Genomic DNA, 18,854 nt, shown 5'->3' on the forward strand with positions numbered 1-18,854 from the left:
ACCTCAGCCGTGCATCACGGCAGGCAGGGCGACAAGGCCAAGGCCAAGCGCGAACTTGAATATTGCGAACAGTCCGACTGACAGACCGACACCGGCTATCGCTGCAGGGCCAATACGCGGGCTGATCTGATAGCTTAGGATCGCAGCCGTGATTGCTGTTGGCAGCAGAAAGCCCAGCGGTTTCAGTGCGTAGGCATAGCCGACCAGAACCGCGACGGCGATGGCCAGAGCCCCAAGGGTTTGCAACGCGGGCCACTCGGGGTCTTCATCCGGGCGTAGCGCCACCAGAATTCCACAAAAGGCGGCGATCGAGCCGACGAGGATCGGGAAAGTGCGGGGGCCGACAGGATCGGCCAGGAAGCTGGTCTGGATCTGAGTGGCGCTGGCAACATATGCCAGCGACACCAGGGTCACGACCGCTCCGAAGATGCGGTCAGATACCATTATTGAATTACCCCGATTTCCTTGGACAGGGTGTTGATCTCCGCAACCACGTCATTCACGTAGTTCTGGAAGTCGGCGCCGACCAGAGTAAACGGTGCAAGGCCATTTGCAGCCATTGCTTCGCTCCATTCGGGGCTGTCAGCAACCTGCTGCAGGCGTTCGGCCCACATGTTAAAGGTCTCGTCGCTGACACCTTTGGGTACATACATGCCGCGCCAGTTTACGGCGACCACATCGATCCCCTGTTCCTTGGCTGTCGGAATGTCGTCAAAGCCGGGCACGCGTTCTTCGGTCAGAACCGCTAAGGCGCGCACGTCGCCGGATTTCAGGAAGCCAACAATCTCGGACATATCGCCGGACATTGCCGCGGTAAATCCACCAACCGTCTGGGTGATCGCGTCTGCGCCCCCGTCCACACCGATGTATTTGATAGCCTGAACATCATCGACCCCAGAACGCTGCAGGATCATCAACGGCTTCAGATGGTCAAAGCCGCCGACGGCCGAACCACCTGCAAAGGCCAGCTCGCCTGGGTTGGCCTTGATCGCGTCAACCAGATCGTTCAGCGACTGATAGGGGCTGTCGTTGGCAACAACGATCACGCCCGGATCGGCGCCGATAGCTCCGACAAACCGAACCTGATCCGCTGTCATCCCGGCATAGGCATTCTGAGCCAGACGGGTGGTTGTGGCCGAAGAGGCCGCGACGATGAGGTCATCGTCATCGTTCCGCTCAGATACGACATGGTTATAGGCCAGTCCACCACCAGCACCGGCCATGTTGGTCACCTGGATTGGTTTATCGACTGCACCGATATCGTGCATGATCTTACCAATCTGACGGCAGGTGAAGTCCCAGCCACCACCAGGGTTGGCCGGTGCGATGCATTCAGCGGCGTGTCCAGCCGTGGCGCTCACACCCAAAAAGACGCTGGCAGCCAGCGCCTTGAACATACGATTTGTCATGTTTTCCTCCCGTTTGACACATCGATTTGTCTCGTTCATGCTCAATCGAAACGCTCAAACCTGACACCAACCTGTCATGCTTTAAAAAAGGTCGCCGATGCGGCTCCTTCTGATCGAGGACAATCTGAAACTGGCTCATGCCATCGCAGAGCGGCTGCATCTGGATGGTCATGCCGTCGATCATGCCGAGTCGCTGGATGATGCTTCAACATGTATTGCGGTTGCAGATTACGATTTGATTTTATTGGATATTATGCTGCCAGATGGTGACGGTCGCGATTTTCTTGCCCAGCATCGCAAGGCCGCAAATCGAACCCCGGTCATCGTGATTACCGCGCGTTCGGCTGTGTCCGACCGGGTCGGATTGCTGGACCTCGGTGCCGACGACTACATCACAAAACCCTTCGATTTTTCCGAGCTTCAGGCCCGCTGCCGCGCCGTACTTCGACGGCAGGGTGGCGTAGCGGTCAACCAACGAAGCTTTGAAAGCACCGTGCTTGATTCTACCGCCGGCGAGTTGCGGTTCGCGGGTAAATCTGTGGCTTTACGAAATCGAGAGCTTCGCCTGTTGGAGGTGTTCTTCAATGCCCCGGGTCAGGTGTTTTCCAAGTCCTATCTGCTGGACCGGCTGTTTTCATTGTCTGACGAAGCCAGCGAGAATGCGATCGAAGTCTATGTGGGCCGATTGCGCAAGCGGTTGGAAGGTTCGGGTGCAACAATTGAAACGGTGCGGGGTCTTGGCTACCGGATTGTAGCTGCGTGAAGTTTCATGCCTCGATACGCCGCCGCCTGTTCTTTCAACTTGCAGGTGTTGCTGCGCTGCTGTCTCTGACGTTCTTTTTTGTTGTCCGTGGCGTTGCCGAACGCGCGGCGGAGGGAACTCAGGATCAGGTTCTCGCAGCTTCGGCGATCGCGATGGCCGACAGCCTGAGGAATGAGGGTGGGGGCGTCACGCTGGATTTGCCCTACTCGTCACTCTCGATGCTGGGAACCGTGGGGCAGGATCGCGTGTTTTATCGCGTTGCCGTCTCGGGGCAAACGCTGACAGGATATGATGATCTTCCGGTTCCGGCAGCCCAGCCACAACCGGGTGAGCCGGTGTTCGAAACTCTTATGTTTCGAGGAGATGAAATTCGTTCTGTGACCTTGTTGCGCCCCATGGGCAGTGAGGCGAACCGGGCGCAAGCGTTTGTAACCGTTGCGCAAACCCGGGAAGGTCTGGAGACGATTTCCCGGCGGATCACCACACTCGCGACTGGTATTGGTGCCGGTTTCTTTGTGTTGGCGACTGCACTCAGTTTATGGGCGGCGGGATCGGCTCTCGCACCGATCAATCGTTTGACCGGGGCCGTTACCCGCAGGGGTCCCAAGGATTTGCGCCCGGTGACAGCCGAGACTCCGCGTGAACTGTTGCCGCTGGTTGAGGCGCTCAACAGCTTTATGGGGCGCCTGCGGGCGTCTCTTTTGCGTACCGAGGATTTTATCGCCGAGGCGGCACACCGGGTTCGTACGCCTCTTGCTACGGTGCGGGCGCAGGCAGAAGTCACTCATTTGAAGTTACGCAAACCGGAACACAAGCAAGCGATCCGCGAGATGATCCGGGCCATCGACGAAAGCGCGCGATCTGCCGGGCAGATGCTGGATCACGCCATGGTCACTTTTCGCGCTGACAGCCTTTTGCGAGAGGAACTGGACCTGAATGCAGTGGTCGAGGAGACCTGTGACAGGCTGGATCCGACCGCTGACCTGAAAGACATCGTCATCCATCGCAATTTGCCCGATCATGCGGTTTCGTTTCAGGGCGACCGTATTCTTTTGCAGGCGGCGGTGATGAATATTCTGGACAACGCTATCAAGTATTCTCCGGCAGACAGCGACATTACAGTTTCGGTGGTTGAGGGTGCAGAAACAAGTATTGCTGTGACCGACGAAGGGCGCGGGTTTGCAGATACCGATCTGTCGCGTCTGGTCAGTCGATATAAAAGAGGTGCCAATGTCGGGGATGTCGTCGGTTCGGGACTTGGTCTGACCATTGCCGCCGATGTCGCACAGGTACATGGTGGCAGACTTTCCATCAGTTCAAACAAGGAGGGTCCAGGCGCATGCGTATCGCTGCTGTTACCGCGCTGATCCTGTTGTGGGTGTCACGTGCAGTCCTTGCGTTTGAAGTTGAGGATCACATCACCTATCCCGCAGCCAATGAAGGGTCTGTTCTGCGGATCATCTCTACTGCGGATCGCGAAGCCTTCGAGCCCATCATAGCGGCCTTTCAGGCACAGCACCCGGGGGTGAAGGTCGAATATACGATCACCGGCACGACCAGCTTGATGCAGGCAATCGCCGAGGAAGAGGCAGTGTTTGACCTCGCTATCTCTTCGGCGATGGACCTTCAGACCAAACTCGCCAATGACGGTTTCGCTCAGAATTACGACGATGCCGAAACCGACCACCTGCCTGAATGGGCAAGCTGGAGAAACCAGATCTTTGCATTTACGCAAGAACCCGCCGTTTTGGTCGTGTCAGACGCCTTTTTCCCGGATGGAGATGCCCCACGCAGTCGCGACCAGCTGATCGCGCTGTTGCGAGAGAACCCCGAGCTTTTTCAGGGGCGCATTGGTACATACGACGTGCGGCAATCGGGTTTCGGTTATCTGATGGCCACGCAAGACAGTCGTAACAGCGAGTCGTTCTGGCGGCTTATGGAGGTGATGGGCAGGCTGGATGCCAAGCTCTATTGCTGTTCCGGTGACATGATCCGGGATGTGGCAAACGGAGAGCTGGCATTGGCGTATAACGTGCTAGGCAGTTATGCGAGTTCGCAGCAAAGCGGCATCGATGGCTTTCAGATCATCGAATTCGAAGACTACGTGAATGTCATGCTGCGGACCGCGCTGATCCCCGAGACTTCTCCGAACCCTGACGATGCCAGTAAGTTCATCGATTTTCTGCTGGTGTTTGGCCAGAACCCGGACCTCGTGCTTGCATCCGGTCTGCCCGCGATCAATCCATCAGTGCTTCGCGAAAACACCGCACTACGCCCTATCCGATTTGGACCCGGACTGCTGGTGTTTCTGGACAAGATCAGACGGGATAACTTTCTGAAAAACTGGGAAAGTTCCCTGTTTCAGGAATAACGGATTCTGCGAGAAGATGAATGTTCAGCCTAGGTGGACACAGGATTCTGAACTGTGGCGGGCCGGGATAACAGGGCGCGTTATCTACTGTTCGTTTGCCGCTTAGTCGGCAGGTTCTGTTGCAGTTCAGGTGACAGCACGCAAACAAAATCGCGCCAGAAAACTTGTTGAGACCCGGATCAGGTATGAATGTGAGGTGGCGCTGAACGGTGATACTAAAATAACTTTGTTTTCGTAGATAAAGTTAGGCCCACAACGCCTTTTCAATCACTTTCGTTGGTAGTAAGCATTCCACAAATCACTGTCAGAATTGCCGTATCAGGCATTTGGTGATGTGCGGGCGTGATGGAATGGTAGACATATCGGACTTAAAATCCGAAGGCCTTAGTGCCGTGTGGGTTCGAGTCCCACCGCCCGCACCAAGCTTGAGCTAAACCGGATAGCCAAGCTGAGAAATCAGTTTCCAGATATCTCGATTGGCCTTTGACAGCTGTGCAACCACGTCTTCGATTTCTTGCAGAGCGTTGTCATCTACGGTGTCTTCGCGCCCTAGCTTGATGTCGGTCTTACGGTCGGCGATGCGCATCAGAATTGTCTTTGGGTTTCCGCTTTCCTGATCGAACGAATATATGCAGTGGTTATACTTGTTTCGTATCCCCGAAAGCTTTGTCAGGCGTTGAGTGTGTTCCAGGATGGGGTCGCGAACCTCTTCGGGTCGTCCTTCCATTTTTGCCAGACGCTCGACCAAGTCTATACGCGCACGCGTAGTGTTCAGAGTCAGGAAAATGATCACCGCGACGTCTTTGTTGGTCCCGCTCAAGCCAGCGATCAGATGAATCAGCAGGCTTTCGGTATTGGTCCACATGTAGTTTAGCCGCCCGACGAGCAGGATCAGACGGTCAAATTTGGTTTCGAAGTCGTCAGTCACAAGATATCTGCTGCGCCTCTTCTGGCGCGACCTCAAAGTAGAAATGTGCAGCGGCCGTGCGATTGTTGACACCGATTTTCCCTGACACATTGTGCATATGGAGTTTTACGGTGTGCTCGGTAATTCCCAGCTTGGCGGCAATCGTCTTGTTGCTTTTGCCCTGAGACACCAGGCGCAGCACTTGTTTCTCTCGCCGAGTGAGCTTTGAATAAAGAGGGTTCTTTCTGCTTGATGGGGACGCATCAGGTTGTTGCGGAGATGCTCGATCACGGTTTCGCGACTCAGAGGGTGAGCGAAGAACGCAATCGGCCAGGAAACTTGGCAAATACAGTTCCTCATGCATTAGCAGACGCAATATCGCACGCCACACATCCGGAGCTACATTCATCGGCAGGTATCCGATGTCGCCATATCGTCCACGATCCCAGTGTTCGAAAAGAAAACGGGCCGAATCGTCTTTGCGATATGCAAAGGCAAGACACCCAGAAGGTACGGCTTGCTTGTACTCGGATGGCCTGTTCAACAGGTCTTCGAGGTTCATCTGATCAACGACCAGAACCTTCCCGGATTTTGAGGCAAAGCTGGCCGGAGCTTTCACCGCATCAAGGCTGTCGCTGCGATAGGCTAAAACTCCGAATTCATTTTGAACGCTTCTTAGGGTTTGATTTGAATAGAATAATTCTTTCCCAATGAAGCTTATTGACAGATCATCAGCACTTTCAATTTCGCAAGGAATACTGTTTTGCATAGAAATGCTCATTTTCCTTTCCCCCACTAACAAACTGCACCATTTCTTGCGTCCAAAATTGGCGGCATTTTTTTGTGGTGCGAAACTATTACAGACTCAATAAAATTACCCCGGACCATACCCGAAAGTTCCAATTTCAGCAACAGATTGTTGCTAAAAGCGATCCAAAATTAGAACTTTTGTATAGGCTGAATTTCAGTTTCTTAGGTTTAACCCCCGGAAAAATCATATTTTCCTGCTGTAGTCATAATGAGACTTCATGCGAATGACATTCTCCGAAGTGCGGCAGGTATTTTTCAATATTATATAATAAAAACAATTTAATAGAGGAAGTAGTACTTTCGGTTATCTATTCATCCCACAAATCTGCTGCAACCATGACAGGGCTTCAATTCGTGAAGTTTACTTGTACCTGACGTGTCTGCGGCCCGCGTATTTCCGCGTGAATTTGAGTGGTCACGTAATCGGCTTAGCCGAGAAAGGGGGGTGACAACAAATCTAGCTGAAAGACAAGGCCGCAGACATGCGCAAGTTTCGCGGGTGGATGCCAAATTCTGTTTCAACCGTGCCAAATATCGCTTTGTAGATGAATGGCGGTCTGGCGCATCAAAAATGGATAATTGTTATGCGACGCAATGTTAATAATACAAATGTAACGACCGTTGACGAAATTAATGTCGAAAACCTTGACGCGGACGTTGATGCCGAATTTCAGGTTGACGAAGCTTCAATCGAGGCCAATCTGAACGCTCAGCAACAGGGTCAGACTGTAGAAAACACCAACGACAACCAGGATGAGCAAAATCAGGCTCAGGCTCAGGCGACCGAAGTCGCGAATGAGCAGGGTCAGGACCAAGGTCAGGATCAGGACCAGGGTCAGGCTCAGCAGCAGGGCCAGCAACAAGGCCAGCAGCAGTCGAACGTCAATGGTGGTGATGACAGCAACACTATCTCGAACAGCATCAACATCGATTTCGGTGAAGGTGAATGGATTCCGCGCGATGATGACCAGGTTGATCTGGACATTGGTGATTCAGCGTCAATTGGTGACGTGATTACCGCAGGTCGCGACCTGAGCTACGATCCAGGTGATGACATGAACCTGGATATCTCGTTGGATGGTGACGGAAACGATATGTCATCAGTCAACAATCAACTGGCAAATCTGAGTGACGATGACACTCTGGATTCACCGACCGTATCCAACAATGCCGATTTCAATCAGAACGGTAACGCCAATGGCGGCACCGCTCATGCGGAAGAGGGCATTGGCTCATCGGCAGATGGCGGCAACTCCGGCGCCGGCGGCACCAGCTATGGTGGAGCAGCAGCTTCGGAAACCAATGGTAGCAATGCGTTTGCCCTTGGTGGTCACACCGGTAACGCAGGTGCAGGCGCACAGGGTGGCAACGGTGCCAGCTCGGGTAATGCCAACAACACCAGCTTGGGCCTGGGGCTGTCCGGCGCAGAAGCCAGTGGCGATAGCACTGCAGGTAACGGCGGAAACGCCAACAGCACATCAAGTGCCAACAATACCGGCACCTCGAGCGCTAGCGGTCAGGGTACTGGCGGTAATGGCGGCAGTGCGGATTCGTTCGGTCTTGGTCTAGGACTGGGTCTGTCTGGTTCAAATGCCGAAGGTAATGCGAATGGCGGTGAAAACGCCTCGGGTTCGCTGGCAGCTGGCCTTGGTTTGGCTGGAAATGACACTGACGCAGCTGGCTCAAACGGAGGAAACTCTGGCTCGTCGAACTCTGGCTCCGCGACGAACAACAGTACGGGTACGAACGAAGCCAATGATGCGACGGCTGGCAGCAATGGTGCCTCAGGCGCAGCAGGAAGCTCGGCTGGTAGTGGCGCAAGTGGTTCCGGTGGATCAGGTTCCGGTGGTTCGGGTTCCGGTGGTTCGGGTTCCGGCGGCGGCGGTACTGGCGGTGGCGGCACCGGTGGTGATGGTTCCGGCGGATTCTCGGGTATGGTTGAAGCGGCAGTCGCCGCGTTGAACCAGGAAATCGCAGATAGCCTTGGCGCGAATGCGGGATCCTCTGATGCCACAACCGGTGGCGGCGGAACTTCTGGCAATAACCCAGGTACCGGCGGCTCAGGAACTGGTGGCGCAGGTACTGGTGGTGCTGGAACCGGCGGTGCCGGAAGCGGTGGCGCGGGATCCGGCGGTCCAGGTACTGGCGGTAATTCAGCTGCGAACTCTGGTGCGCAGGGTGTTGGCGATCAGTCGGCAAGTGGCCCGAATATTGGTCAGAATCCAGGCGCTATCAGTGGCGCGGCGAACAACCCGCAAACGGCTGATTCAGCTGGCGGCGCTGGTGGTTCGAACGCTGCAAACGGTGCAGCGAACGGGTCGGGTAGCGGCACGTCTATGGCCGAAGGCGCAGGTGGCGCAGGTGGTACGACAACGCCGACAGCAACTTCGACCGGTAGCGGTGGTGGTTCTGCGGATGCAGCCAATACTGCCGGTGCGGGTGGCGCAGCTGACGTGTTTGCCGAATCTGCAACCGATGGTTCTGCCGATAGTCTCGCCGAAGCGATCGCCGGATACGGTGGCGCTGCAAACAGCGACAACGACGCCAATTCGACCGGTTCCGGTAGCGCGACAGGCGCGGCCAATACTGGTGCAGGTGGTGCCGGTGGCGCAGCAACGGCAACTGGCGGAACCAGCGGCTCGGCCATGGGAACAGCCACATCCGGCGATACCATGGGTGGCACGATTACCGGTGGCAGCGCGGCAGGCGCCTATTCGGGTGACGGCGGCGCTGGCGGTAACGGTGGTACGTGGGGTTCCAACAACGGTGGCGACGGTATCGTGACCGGAGAATCCTACGCCTCGGCAGCTGCGGTAGTTGATACGTCAGCATTCAACCAGTCGATCGTCATGGGTGCCAACGTGCTTGGTAACTCGGTTGACACGACCATGGTTGGTGGCTCGATGACTTCGACTTACTCGAGCGACGACACCGAAGCATAATCAAATATCGGGGACCGTATTGCGGTCCCCGTTTCTGTTCTACGAAAACGCCGGGGCCGTTATGCGGCCTCGGCCCAACCAAGCCTAAACCGGAAATTTTCTGCCGGGCAGGGTGATAGGGATAATCGATATGGCACTCGACAGTGTTACAGAAACGATTGCACATTTTGTTGGAACTTTTGAGCTAACAATTGAACAAGCCCGCCTAAGGGATCAGTACGAAGAGTTCACCGCACTCAGGCGTAAGGCCGAAGTCGAAGAGCTGGAAGATCCGATTACGATACGGGTCAAGGCAGATTTGAAGCTTGATCCGGGCGAGTACGATCCTCTTCCCTACCGTTTCAAGACCCCACCTACAGAGCCGGTATTACCGCCCCCGGTCGAAGGACCGGTCCAGGAGACTATCATAGTGCTAGGCGAGCCGGCGGCGGAAGGGCAGCTGGTCCCTGACAATCAATTAGGCCAGTCCGGTAATCTGGATTTCGTGATCATTCAGCAGCAACCGGAAATCGGAACACACGGATCTGCTGTAACCTACACAATGCAGACGCTGACCCTGAGCGACAACGATACCGTGGGGCAGGGAGATTTCAGAGATATAGAGACAATGATTGCCGAGGCAGAGGAAGCTCTGGACATGGCCCTGTCTCTGCACGCCATGTCGGCACCTTCGCTGGCGATTTCCGACTACATGTCATCTGACTATGTCGAGGGATTGGCCGAGCAGATGCAGACTCCGATGAATTCAGATGTCGAGGGTGTCACCATACATCAGTTCCATGGCGGTGACGCAATGGGCATCATCGTAAATGGAGAGCATGTCGAAGAGGCACCGGTCTGGTCGGAACTTCTGCCAGAGCATCATCAACCGGAAGAAGATGTAGAAGCGGAAGCAACCGCACATCTGCCTGATGAATGGGATCAGTCCGAGGATCCGGAGTTTGACGATGGTCATACTGTGATCGTCGGAGGCAATCTGGCAATTAACGAGGTCGCGGCAAATGTTGCATGGGTCGATGCTCCGTTTATCGCGGTTGGCGGGCAGGCCATTAGTCTCACGATGGTCAGTCAAGTAGCCGTTGTTTCAGATATGGATCAGGGCAATGCGGGGAGTGGCTCGGGGACCAATGTGGTCCAGTCCGCTCAGATCGAAGTCGAAGCCAAGGCCGCGCCCTGGCTGGCCCAGAGTACTGACGACGCAGAGCAACCCTCATTCCTGTCAGTGGATTGGATACATGGCGATCTGGTCGTGGCCAATTTTGTCAAACAGATGATCGATGCCACGGATATTGATCATATTCAGACCGAAATCTCAGCGGCTTCAACGTTATATGCGATGGGTGACAACGAGATGGTCAACGTCTCGGACCTGATCCAGCTGGGAAGTTTCTATGATCTGATCATGATCGGTGGCGACATGATCTCGGTCGATATGTTGTTCCAGACATTGGTCTTGATGGATGACGACGTCGTAACCGGCGGCATGGCAGCTGGCACTGGTGGCGGTGACGACAATCTGGTCATGAACCAGGCCTCTTTGACCACAATTGGAGAGGACAGCGAAGGAGAGCTGAACGATAACCTCACTGAGGCCATGGCCCTGAGTGACATGGATCTCGCCGCTCTTGAGGAAGCACTCCTGAACGATCCCATGTTTGCGGGAATGGAACAGATGCGCGTTCTCAAGATCGATGGTAATCTGCTGCAAGTTAATATCGTAGAACAGGTGACAATGCTTGCAGATCAGGATGATGTGCATCTGTCTGGTCCAAACGGCGCAGAAACCGAGGTTCTTTCCGGAAGCAACGCAATGCTGAATGCAGCGAATATCACCAAGATCGGCGTCGACTCGACTGTTATGGCGGCCGGGGGCACGTATTCGGATCTGCTGCTGCATCAGGCCAGTTTGATCGAAATGCCCGAAAATGAGGAAAGCGAGGAACTTGCAAACGAGGCAATCGCTCTCCTGATGGAGGAAAGCGCCGGTGTTGCTGGTCAGGCAGGAATGGGCACTCAGGGTCCACAACTGACACCTTCAGAAATGCTAAGTCCCGATGATGGCCTGCAAAGCATGCTGGTCTGACTTCCCTGTTCGTTACGAGTGACCGGAAGGTTTATTTATGTCGATCGTTTTTTCGTCGCGCCGTACCCGATATGCCAGCCCGCTGGATCGGCACGGTGGGGGCGGACCATTAACTCTCAGAGCCTGCGATCTGGTTAATCAGACAGATCAATCGAAAATCAAGTTCAGAAAGTCCAGGCTGAGGCTGACGCGGGAGATGCGCTTGCCAGAAACGGAGCAGACCCTGTCAGCATCGACCTGCGATGAAAGGCAACCTGAGCCCGATAAGGTTCAGGAAACTATCGAGGCTCATGAGCCCGAGTCGCCGAATGCGGCTACTGAATTAGAAGAGAAAGTAATTGCGACGAACTCACGATCAAGCGCCGAACCTCCCCTTCGGCGTGGACCGTCGCAGCCCGCGCCCAATACTGAAATGGCGGGCGGCGACAATGGGGTGGCCGATGCCGACAGCCCTGATCCGAAGACCGTGGAACAACCGACTGCGCGTATGACCCCCTCGTCCCAGTCGGCTGGAACGGATCGCATAGGCACCACTATCGAGGCCAAAGCAAATCAGCCTTTGCCCCGCACCGAAACGGGCGGTGGTGATGGCAAAGGGCCACCCCAAACCTTTCACAAGCGCACTCCGCCCGAAGATTTTCAACGGACGCTGCGCACCTCAATGCGGGCAATCTGGCGGAACCTGGCGTTTGTTCTGGTTCTGACTTGCGCAACCAATGTCCTGATCCTTGCGATCCCGATCTACCTGTTCCAGATCAGTGACCGTGTCCTGACCAGCCGATCGCTGGATACTCTGATCATGCTGACCGCGATTGTGGCAGGGGCTGTGATATTCCAATCGGCCTTTGATGCCGTACGCCGCTTCATGCTGATGCGCACCGCTGTTGAGGTCGCGGCCCGACTTGGCGCTCCGATCCTGAGCGCTGCGGCGCACGCGTCTTTGCACGGAACGGGCCGTGAATATCAGACTCTGGGTGATTTGCAGCAAGTGCGCGGATTTCTTGTGTCGGGCACTCTGATTTCATTTCTGGATGTCCCCTTTGCGCCGCTGTTCATCCTGATGATCTTTCTTGTTCACCCTCAACTTGGAATGATCGTCATTTTTACAGCATTGCTGTTGATGATCATTGCGCTGATCAACCAGAAAATGACAGCCAAGCCCTTTGCCAAGGCCAACATGGCGCAATCGCTGGCGAACCAGCATCTGGATTCAATGTCACGCAACAGTCAGATCATCAATGCGCTAGCAATGATACCCGAAGCTGTTCGTATCTGGGGACGGGACACAGCCCAGTCGCTGACGTGGCAGGTGAAAGCGCAGGATCGCAACGTTATCTTTGCGGCGATTTCGCGTGCGGTACGTCTGCTGACCCAGATCGGAATTCTGGGCTGGGGTGCATTCCTTGCGCTTCAGGGCGAGATAACGGGCGGTATGGTTATCGCTGCCTCAATCATCGCAGGGCGAGCGTTTGCCCCGATCGAAGGATCGATCGAGGGATGGAACAATTTCCTGCTCACGCGGGGTGCTTTCGATCGGATCAATGCACTGCTGAAAAATTCGGCGCTGCAATTCGAAAAACTACGTCTGCCGCGCCCTGAAGGTCGGCTGGATGTCGAACGCCTGCTCTACGTGCCAGGTGGTACCAAGCGCGTCGTTCTGAATGGAATTTCGTTTTCACTGAATCCGGGTGAAACGCTCGCGATTATTGGCAATTCCGGTGCAGGAAAGACAACATTGGGTAAAACTCTGGTTGGGTCGATCCTGCCCACGTCTGGCAGTGTCCGGTTGGATTTGATGGATATCCGCAACTGGGATCCGCGGCAGTTTGGTGAAAGCATCGGATATCTTCCGCAGGATGTGCAGCTGTTCCCGGGGACGATCAAGGATAACATCGGTCGAATGCGCAATGATGCGACGGATGAGCAGATCCACGACGCAGCTGTACTTGCCGATGTTCACAACATGATCGCCACCTTGCCGCAGGGATATGAGACCGTTGTAGCTGCCGACGGGACGCCGTTGTCGGGCGGCCAAAAACAACGCATCGCATTGGCCCGAGCGTTTTTCGGGAACCCGCGTATGGTCGTGCTGGACGAGCCGAACTCGAATCTCGACGTCGCCGGTGACAAGGCGCTGGCCAAGGCCATCGAACAGGCCAAAGAAAGCCAGATCACCGTCGTGGTAATCACGCAAAAACCGACACTGCTTAACGTGGTGGACAAGATCATGCTGCTGACAGACGGGCGAGTGGCTTTGTTTGGCCATCGTGAACAGGTTCTGCAGCAATTGAACGGTCCGCGTAAGCAGCCGGAAATTCAGGGATAGACAGGGGGAGAAGATGAACGAACTGGTTCGAGTTGAAGACTCTGCTGTCTGGTATTCTGAGGTGCCGAGATCAATAAACAGATTGGTCTTCATCGGGATCATAATGTTGATCGTTTGTTTTGGCGGCTTTGGTGTCTGGTCATTTCGTGCACCGCTCGCGGCGGCCGTAATTGCCCAGGGAAGCTTTGTCGCCACGGGCCGCAACAAGATCGTTCAGCATCTGGAAGGTGGGATTATCGAGGATATTCTGGTTACCGAAGGAGAGGCTGTACAAGCTGGTCAGGTATTGATGACGCTTGATCAAACTTCGGCTGAGGCCAACGAACGTGAACTGTTCATTCGTAAAATACGCCTGCAAGCGATGGTGGAACGCCTGTTGGCTGAGTATGGCGAGCAAGAGAAATTAACCTTCTCAAATGATCTTGTTGAAGCCTCTGATGATGTGGAGGTCATGACCATTCTGGACAGCCAGCGCCTGAGCTTTGAAGTCTCACGTAAGACGCTTTTGAACGACATCGCTTTGTTAGAACGCAACATGGAAGCCCTTAAAATTCGCGCAAGCGGATTCGAGGCACAGCTTAGCAGTATGCAGCGACGCCAGGATATCCTTCAGGAGGAATACGACACAAAGAACTCGCTGTTCGAAAAGGGTTTGGTCCGCAAAGGTGATCTGAACACGATCCGTCGCGTTCAGGCCGAGGCAGATGGACAACTCGCGCGGCTAAAGGCCGAAACAGCCGAGGTGAATCAGATGCTGCTGAAGTACGAAGAACAGATTTCGCGTACCCGATCAGCTTACAGAGAGGCGGCACTGGATGAACTGGGCGTGATCGAAGCCGACCTTGAGAGTGTGCGGGAAAAGGCGCGACAGGCGCGTAGTGTTCTGGATCGTGCGGTGGTTCGGGCACCGGTTACCGGAACTGTTGTGCGGCTTCACTACCACACGCCCGGTGGTGTCATCGAAACGGGTGAGCAGATTGCAGAAATCCTGCCAGCCGATGCGCCACTGATCATCGAAGCACAAATTCCGCGTACAGAAATCGACAGTGTTGTCACAGGGCAAAATGCCACCGTCCGTCTTGTTGCGTTGAACCAGCGCACAACCCCTGTGCTGAGTGGCGAGGTCTTCTATGTTTCAGCAGACGCATTACTGGAGGAGGCCGCAGGGGTTCCGCAGGAAGTGTATCTGGCACGCATTTCGCTAACTCCGGATGAGATGGAGCGGGTTCGTGGCTTTGTCCCGACGCCAGGGATGCCGGCCGAGATCATGATCCAGACCGAAGAACGGACCTTTGCCGCCTATATCGCCAAACCGGTGGTCGACAGTATGTCACGTGCATTCCGCGAGCATTAGTACGATCTAAAGGCTTACAACAGCTACACCTTCAAAAAACGGCATGTTAGCATTTCGCGAATCCAATTGGGAGAGCAGGACATGCCACTGACAGTCAAAGACATGATGGAGGCCGCCAATGCGGTCGTCGAACGCATCGATATTTCCAAGGCACGGGATTTGTTGGCGCAAGGTGGGCTGTTGCTGGATATTCGCGATGCGCCCGAACTCGAACGGACGGGCAGGGCTGTCGGTTCTCATCATATTCCACGTGGGATGTTGGAGTTTCGGGCCGATCCAAATGTGCAGTCCCATGATCCGGAATTGCGTAAAGATCGTCCGATCATTCTGCATTGTGCTTCGGGTGGACGGGCTGCGCTGGCCGGCAAGCTCTTAAAAGACATGGGGTATGAAAAGGTCTACAACCTTGGTGGCTTCTCGGACTGGGCCAATGCTGGCGGCGAGATCATCGGGCCTGTCGATGCAGGGATGTAGCGTTTCGATCTGATACAAATCAAAGCCAGATGTATTCGCAGGTTCTAATGTGATGGTCAGAAGTCAAGCAATGGGACAACTGACCATGATACGCCTCGCAGCCATACTATACTCACTGATTTCAACCGCACTTGCCGGGTCTGCCGTTATCGCAGTTCTGTCAGCCGGATTGGTTTCGACCATGGCTATCGTTTCAGCGGCGGCCGCTGGATTTGTGGTGGCTGCACCGGTCTCATGGCTTGTTGCGCGACGCCTGTATCAGGGTAATGCATCCTGATCAGGCGTTCAGGAATGTCCTGACAGCTGCTTCGAATTCTCTTGGTTTCTCGGCGTGAAGCCAATGGCCTGCGCCGGGAATTTTGGCAAACCGCGCATTTGGGAATAGTGCCCGGATAATCTCGCGATGTTCGGGCATCACATAGTCTGAATCGGCACCTGACAGAAACAGCACAGGTCCGCTCCATGAGGTGTCGATTTCCGGGAATCCCATGATGTTCGGCATCTGGTCCGCCAGAACATCCAGATTCAATCTCCATCGCTTACCAGAGACATCCAGAGACTGTGTGAAGAAGCTCTGCAGTGCCTTTTCAACACCAAGCTCTGCCAGTTGCGTTTCGACGTCCGATCGACGCTCTACGCGAGACATATCCACGGCACGCATCGCTTCGATATATTGTATTTGGCTATGACCGTAGCTGACCGGGGCAATGTCGGCGACCACCAGTTTATTCACCAATGCCCCATGCTGCAGAGCCAGCGTCATTGCCGCTTTTCCGCCCATCGAATGGCCGATTACGTCCGCTTTGCCGCCAATGCTCTCAATCACTTCGGCCAAATCCTGTGCCAGATGAGGGTAGTCATGGTGGCTGTTCCACATGCTGTAGGCATGGTTGCGCATATCAACCGCTACGACCTGACGTTCATCAGAAAGACGGCGGGCGATGACGCCCCAGTTGCGGGCTGATCCATAAAGACCATGAGCGATAATCAGGGGCGGGCGATCTGTTGGTTCGCCATGAATGATCGTGTTCAGCATGGTTTCGTGATACCTGCCGCCGAGCGGAACAACCAGCCCCATTGTCGGCACTTGTGGGCGAGGTTAAAAGACCTGACAGGAGGCACCTCATGTCGCAGGAAACCGATATTCAGACCCAGATCGCTGAGACGATCGTTTTGCTGCGCAAAAAGCTTGGGGTGCGTGACAAGACATTGGCGGCTTCGGTGAGGCGTGCCAAACGGCGTCTCCCGCGCAAAATCTACAAGCAGGCCATGCTACTGGCCGGGGCCGAGCAGATGTCGGAACACCCCAAACTGCGCCTGACACTGGATACCCCAAGGTTGGAACAAGCTTCTCATGACGTTCAGACGCATTTGCGAGCCATCAATCTGGCTGATCGCAGATGGGGTTGGTTCCTTGGATTGCTCGGTAGTCTGGCTTTCAACATGCTGGCGCTGACGACACTGCTGCTTGTTTTTCTGTGGTGGCGCGGGTTGATTTGAGCATATCTTTCGGCCTATCCGCATCCTTGTGAACAAGGTTCAAGGTTGAGGGCGGCATGTCATCCAAATCCCAGATCAGACGCGAGCAGTTGCGCGAAAAGCTGACCGAAGCGGCTGAGATTCGTATCGCACGTGATGGAATCTCGGATCTGAGGGCACGGGATCTCGCCAAAGATGCCGGGTGTGCCTTGGGTGCGATCTATAACGTCTTCGATGATCTGAATGCCATCGTGATGGCCGTAAACGGCCGTACGTTCAAACGCCTGGGTGAGGCTGTACGCGGTTCCTTTGATGGCAGTGAAGAACCCGTTCAGCGGCTGATTGTCATGAGTACGGCCTATCTTCATTTTGCGGATCAAAACACATTGCTCTGGCGCGCGCTTTTTGACCTGCAGATGTCAGAGGATGGTCCAGTACCTGATTGGTATCGCAACGCGCTCAAAGGCCTGTTTGCGTTTATTGCAGAACCGGTGGGGCAGTTGTTTCCCGAATATGACAATGTTGAGCGCGAGCTGATGACACGCGCGTTGTTTTCGTCGGTGCATGGGATCGTGACCCTTGGTTTGGAAAACCGGATATCCGGAGTGCCTCCGGAGCAAATCGAACGGATGATCACGCAGGTTCTTTCCCGAATTGGAAACAAATAGTTTCCTGAACGCCGTTCAAGAAAATACTTGAACGGCGTTCATGTGTTTGCTACATCCAATTTGTGAACGATGTTCATGAATTGGAGGAACGCATGTTCGGTACATTGAAGACCTTGATAAACGGTGCAAATGCCCGGGCCGAAGACCGCCTGCGCGACACTTACTCGATTGAATTGATCGACCAGAAGATCCGCGAAGCGGACCAAAATCTGAAGGCGGCGAAACTGACACTCGCCAGTTTGATCCAAAGAAAGCGTAACGAGGCGCGGCAAGTGGATGTGCTGCAAAGCCGCATCGACGATTTAATGGCGCGTGCTGAGCAGGCTTTGGCCGATGGTCGCCAGGACATGGTGCAAAGTGCGGCTCAGGCTGTGGCAGATCTGGAAAATGAAAAAACCATCCGCACACAAACCGTCGATCGGCTGGAAACCCGGGTTCTGCAGTTGCGCCAGACAGTCGAGGCTGCGAACCGCCGCATTCTGGATCTCAAGCAGGGGGCAATTTCGGCGCGTGCAGTCAAGCGAGAGCAGGGTTTGCAGAAGCGATTGAACCGTCATCTGGGTGGTGAAAGCCCAATCGATGAAGCGGAAGGCCTGATCAATCGCGTAATGCAACAGGACGATCCGTTCGAACAGTCGGAAATCCTGCGGGAAATCGACACCGGGCTGGATCACACCAACGTTGCCGAGCGCATGGAGGAGGCAGGGTACGGGCCAAAGACCCGTTCCACCGCCGCCGATGTTCTGGCCCGCCTCAAATCAAAATCGAACGACTAAGCCTTTCAACCAACTCATACTAAAAACGGAGAATTCAAATGACTCATCAAAATGAAAACGGCCTGATCCTGATGCTGAACGGTGCTGGCGTTGTTGTCGCCTACGCGTTGCTGGGAATTTCGCTGTATCTGTCCACGGAAGTTCCTTTGGCAACCAAAGGCTATTGGGGCATGGGCATCGTTCTGCTTACGCTGAGCCTGATCAACGTGGTTAAGTATCGCTTTGACGCGCGTTCGGCAGAGGACCGCATCAATCGGATTGAAGAAGCGCGCAACGAGAAGCTGTTGGAAGACGTTCTGAAGGACCCGACCTCCGACGTTTGACCCGAAGCTCTCATCAATACCCCAAGAACAAAAAAAACGGCGCCGAAGTGGCGCCGTTTTCTTTGATTGATCGTAACCCTTACAGGTTTGGATATATAGGGAAACGTTTGCAGAGTTCTGCGACCTCGGCTTTGACCTTGGCCTCGACCGCGCCGTTGCCGTCTTCGCC

General features: G+C 54.7%; 18 protein-coding genes and 1 tRNA gene. 14 read left to right on the forward strand and 5 right to left on the reverse strand.

The window, feature by feature from the left end:
- Nucleotides 1-3 precede the first annotated feature (3 nt).
- Entirely contained in the window at nucleotides 4-444 is a 441-nt protein-coding gene (locus ACR0IO_RS19215) for a tripartite tricarboxylate transporter TctB family protein (protein ID WP_155148174.1), read from the reverse strand.
- Nucleotides 444-1,409: a Bug family tripartite tricarboxylate transporter substrate binding protein gene (locus tag ACR0IO_RS19220; protein ID WP_155148176.1), complete on the reverse strand. Its 966-nt coding sequence runs from the start codon at nucleotides 1,407-1,409 to the stop codon at nucleotides 444-446. Before ACR0IO_RS19220 ends, ACR0IO_RS19215 begins: the two co-directional genes overlap by 1 nt.
- A gap of 97 nt (nucleotides 1,410-1,506) precedes the next feature.
- Between ACR0IO_RS19220 and ACR0IO_RS19225 the strand changes: the two genes are divergently transcribed.
- The 4 genes from ACR0IO_RS19225 (at nucleotide 1,507) to ACR0IO_RS19240 (ending at nucleotide 4,965) form a co-directional block, all read left to right on the forward strand.
- Nucleotides 1,507-2,172: a response regulator transcription factor gene (locus ACR0IO_RS19225; protein WP_155148178.1), complete on the forward strand. Its 666-nt coding sequence runs from the start codon at nucleotides 1,507-1,509 to the stop codon at nucleotides 2,170-2,172.
- Nucleotides 2,169-3,539, forward strand: coding sequence for a sensor histidine kinase (locus tag ACR0IO_RS19230; protein WP_209016280.1), 1,371 nt, complete (start codon nucleotides 2,169-2,171; stop codon nucleotides 3,537-3,539). Before ACR0IO_RS19225 ends, ACR0IO_RS19230 begins: the two co-directional genes overlap by 4 nt.
- Nucleotides 3,512-4,543: an ABC transporter substrate-binding protein gene (locus tag ACR0IO_RS19235; RefSeq protein WP_480743780.1), complete on the forward strand. Its 1,032-nt coding sequence runs from the start codon at nucleotides 3,512-3,514 to the stop codon at nucleotides 4,541-4,543. The genes ACR0IO_RS19230 and ACR0IO_RS19235 overlap by 28 nt, the downstream gene beginning before the upstream one ends.
- A gap of 336 nt (nucleotides 4,544-4,879) precedes the next feature.
- Nucleotides 4,880-4,965, forward strand: a tRNA-Leu gene (locus ACR0IO_RS19240).
- A gap of 8 nt (nucleotides 4,966-4,973) precedes the next feature.
- On the opposite strand, the gene ACR0IO_RS19245 is transcribed toward ACR0IO_RS19240, so the two are convergent.
- Both ACR0IO_RS19245 and ACR0IO_RS19250 read right to left on the reverse strand, forming a co-directional pair.
- Nucleotides 4,974-5,471 (reverse strand): hypothetical protein, encoded by a 498-nt coding sequence (locus ACR0IO_RS19245; protein WP_170335371.1) that lies wholly within the window; start codon nucleotides 5,469-5,471, stop codon nucleotides 4,974-4,976.
- Nucleotides 5,464-6,246 carry a helix-turn-helix transcriptional regulator gene (locus ACR0IO_RS19250; protein WP_480743783.1) on the reverse strand — a complete coding sequence of 261 codons (783 nt, stop codon included), beginning with the start codon at nucleotides 6,244-6,246 and terminating at the stop codon, nucleotides 5,464-5,466. The genes ACR0IO_RS19245 and ACR0IO_RS19250 overlap by 8 nt, the downstream gene beginning before the upstream one ends.
- Nucleotides 6,247-6,844: 598 nt before the next feature.
- Here ACR0IO_RS19250 and ACR0IO_RS19255 point away from each other — a divergent pair.
- The 6 genes from ACR0IO_RS19255 to ACR0IO_RS19280 all read left to right on the forward strand — a co-directional run bounded on the left by ACR0IO_RS19255 (nucleotide 6,845) and on the right by ACR0IO_RS19280 (nucleotide 15,716).
- Nucleotides 6,845-9,202: a hypothetical protein gene (locus ACR0IO_RS19255; protein ID WP_480743786.1), complete on the forward strand. Its 2,358-nt coding sequence runs from the start codon at nucleotides 6,845-6,847 to the stop codon at nucleotides 9,200-9,202.
- Nucleotides 9,203-9,332: 130 nt separating this feature from the next.
- Nucleotides 9,333-11,285, forward strand: coding sequence for a type I secretion protein (locus tag ACR0IO_RS19260; RefSeq protein WP_480743788.1), 1,953 nt, complete (start codon nucleotides 9,333-9,335; stop codon nucleotides 11,283-11,285).
- A gap of 196 nt (nucleotides 11,286-11,481) precedes the next feature.
- The gene (locus ACR0IO_RS19265; RefSeq protein WP_480743798.1) at nucleotides 11,482-13,611 is read left to right on the forward strand and encodes a type I secretion system permease/ATPase; all 2,130 of its coding nucleotides are present in this window, start codon (nucleotides 11,482-11,484) and stop codon (nucleotides 13,609-13,611) included.
- A gap of 13 nt (nucleotides 13,612-13,624) precedes the next feature.
- Nucleotides 13,625-14,965 carry an HlyD family type I secretion periplasmic adaptor subunit gene (locus ACR0IO_RS19270; RefSeq protein ID WP_170335360.1) on the forward strand — a complete coding sequence of 447 codons (1,341 nt, stop codon included), beginning with the start codon at nucleotides 13,625-13,627 and terminating at the stop codon, nucleotides 14,963-14,965.
- Between the two features lie 81 nt (nucleotides 14,966-15,046).
- On the forward strand, nucleotides 15,047-15,439 hold the full coding sequence (locus ACR0IO_RS19275; RefSeq protein ID WP_155148191.1) for a rhodanese-like domain-containing protein: 393 nt from the start codon (nucleotides 15,047-15,049) through the stop codon (nucleotides 15,437-15,439).
- Nucleotides 15,440-15,524: 85 nt separating this feature from the next.
- A complete protein-coding gene (locus ACR0IO_RS19280) occupies nucleotides 15,525-15,716 on the forward strand; it encodes a hypothetical protein (RefSeq protein ID WP_170335637.1) in 192 nt (63 codons plus the stop codon).
- On the opposite strand, the gene ACR0IO_RS19285 is transcribed toward ACR0IO_RS19280, so the two are convergent.
- Nucleotides 15,717-16,517: an alpha/beta fold hydrolase gene (locus tag ACR0IO_RS19285; RefSeq protein WP_480743790.1), complete on the reverse strand. Its 801-nt coding sequence runs from the start codon at nucleotides 16,515-16,517 to the stop codon at nucleotides 15,717-15,719.
- Nucleotides 16,518-16,564: 47 nt separating this feature from the next.
- On the opposite strand from ACR0IO_RS19285, the gene ACR0IO_RS19290 reads away from it, so the two are divergent.
- The 4 genes from ACR0IO_RS19290 to ACR0IO_RS19305 all read left to right on the forward strand — a co-directional run bounded on the left by ACR0IO_RS19290 (nucleotide 16,565) and on the right by ACR0IO_RS19305 (nucleotide 18,685).
- Complete coding sequence (locus ACR0IO_RS19290; protein WP_155148194.1) at nucleotides 16,565-16,939, forward strand: hypothetical protein; 375 nt, start codon at nucleotides 16,565-16,567, stop codon at nucleotides 16,937-16,939.
- Between the two features lie 56 nt (nucleotides 16,940-16,995).
- The gene (locus ACR0IO_RS19295; protein WP_480743792.1) at nucleotides 16,996-17,586 is read left to right on the forward strand and encodes a TetR/AcrR family transcriptional regulator; all 591 of its coding nucleotides are present in this window, start codon (nucleotides 16,996-16,998) and stop codon (nucleotides 17,584-17,586) included.
- A 92-nt stretch (nucleotides 17,587-17,678) separates the two neighbouring features.
- Nucleotides 17,679-18,362: a PspA/IM30 family protein gene (locus ACR0IO_RS19300; RefSeq protein WP_170335633.1), complete on the forward strand. Its 684-nt coding sequence runs from the start codon at nucleotides 17,679-17,681 to the stop codon at nucleotides 18,360-18,362.
- 38 nt (nucleotides 18,363-18,400) lie between these two features.
- Nucleotides 18,401-18,685 (forward strand): YiaA/YiaB family inner membrane protein, encoded by a 285-nt coding sequence (locus tag ACR0IO_RS19305; RefSeq protein WP_155148199.1) that lies wholly within the window; start codon nucleotides 18,401-18,403, stop codon nucleotides 18,683-18,685.
- Nucleotides 18,686-18,854 lie beyond the last annotated feature (169 nt).

The organism is Ruegeria sp. CE12 (assembly GCF_056537525.1).

What these genes read in the sequence shown, in the direction of transcription:
- ACR0IO_RS19235 (WP_480743780.1), top strand. Translation starts at nt 3,512, where the DNA reads ATGCGTATCGCTGCTGTTACCGCGCTGATCCTGTTGTGGGTGTCACGT.
- ACR0IO_RS19285 (WP_480743790.1), bottom strand. Translation starts at nt 16,517, where the DNA reads ATGGGGCTGGTTGTTCCGCTCGGCGGCAGGTATCACGAAACCATGCTG.
- ACR0IO_RS19260 (WP_480743788.1), top strand. Translation starts at nt 9,333, where the DNA reads ATGGCACTCGACAGTGTTACAGAAACGATTGCACATTTTGTTGGAACT.
- ACR0IO_RS19215 (WP_155148174.1), bottom strand. Translation starts at nt 444, where the DNA reads ATGGTATCTGACCGCATCTTCGGAGCGGTCGTGACCCTGGTGTCGCTG.
- ACR0IO_RS19300 (WP_170335633.1), top strand. Translation starts at nt 17,679, where the DNA reads ATGTTCGGTACATTGAAGACCTTGATAAACGGTGCAAATGCCCGGGCC.
- ACR0IO_RS19255 (WP_480743786.1), top strand. Translation starts at nt 6,845, where the DNA reads ATGCGACGCAATGTTAATAATACAAATGTAACGACCGTTGACGAAATT.
- ACR0IO_RS19280 (WP_170335637.1), top strand. Translation starts at nt 15,525, where the DNA reads ATGATACGCCTCGCAGCCATACTATACTCACTGATTTCAACCGCACTT.
- ACR0IO_RS19275 (WP_155148191.1), top strand. Translation starts at nt 15,047, where the DNA reads ATGCCACTGACAGTCAAAGACATGATGGAGGCCGCCAATGCGGTCGTC.
- ACR0IO_RS19290 (WP_155148194.1), top strand. Translation starts at nt 16,565, where the DNA reads ATGTCGCAGGAAACCGATATTCAGACCCAGATCGCTGAGACGATCGTT.
- ACR0IO_RS19220 (WP_155148176.1), bottom strand. Translation starts at nt 1,409, where the DNA reads ATGACAAATCGTATGTTCAAGGCGCTGGCTGCCAGCGTCTTTTTGGGT.
- ACR0IO_RS19265 (WP_480743798.1), top strand. Translation starts at nt 11,482, where the DNA reads ATGCGCTTGCCAGAAACGGAGCAGACCCTGTCAGCATCGACCTGCGAT.
- ACR0IO_RS19305 (WP_155148199.1), top strand. Translation starts at nt 18,401, where the DNA reads ATGACTCATCAAAATGAAAACGGCCTGATCCTGATGCTGAACGGTGCT.
- ACR0IO_RS19295 (WP_480743792.1), top strand. Translation starts at nt 16,996, where the DNA reads ATGTCATCCAAATCCCAGATCAGACGCGAGCAGTTGCGCGAAAAGCTG.
- ACR0IO_RS19270 (WP_170335360.1), top strand. Translation starts at nt 13,625, where the DNA reads ATGAACGAACTGGTTCGAGTTGAAGACTCTGCTGTCTGGTATTCTGAG.
- ACR0IO_RS19225 (WP_155148178.1), top strand. Translation starts at nt 1,507, where the DNA reads ATGCGGCTCCTTCTGATCGAGGACAATCTGAAACTGGCTCATGCCATC.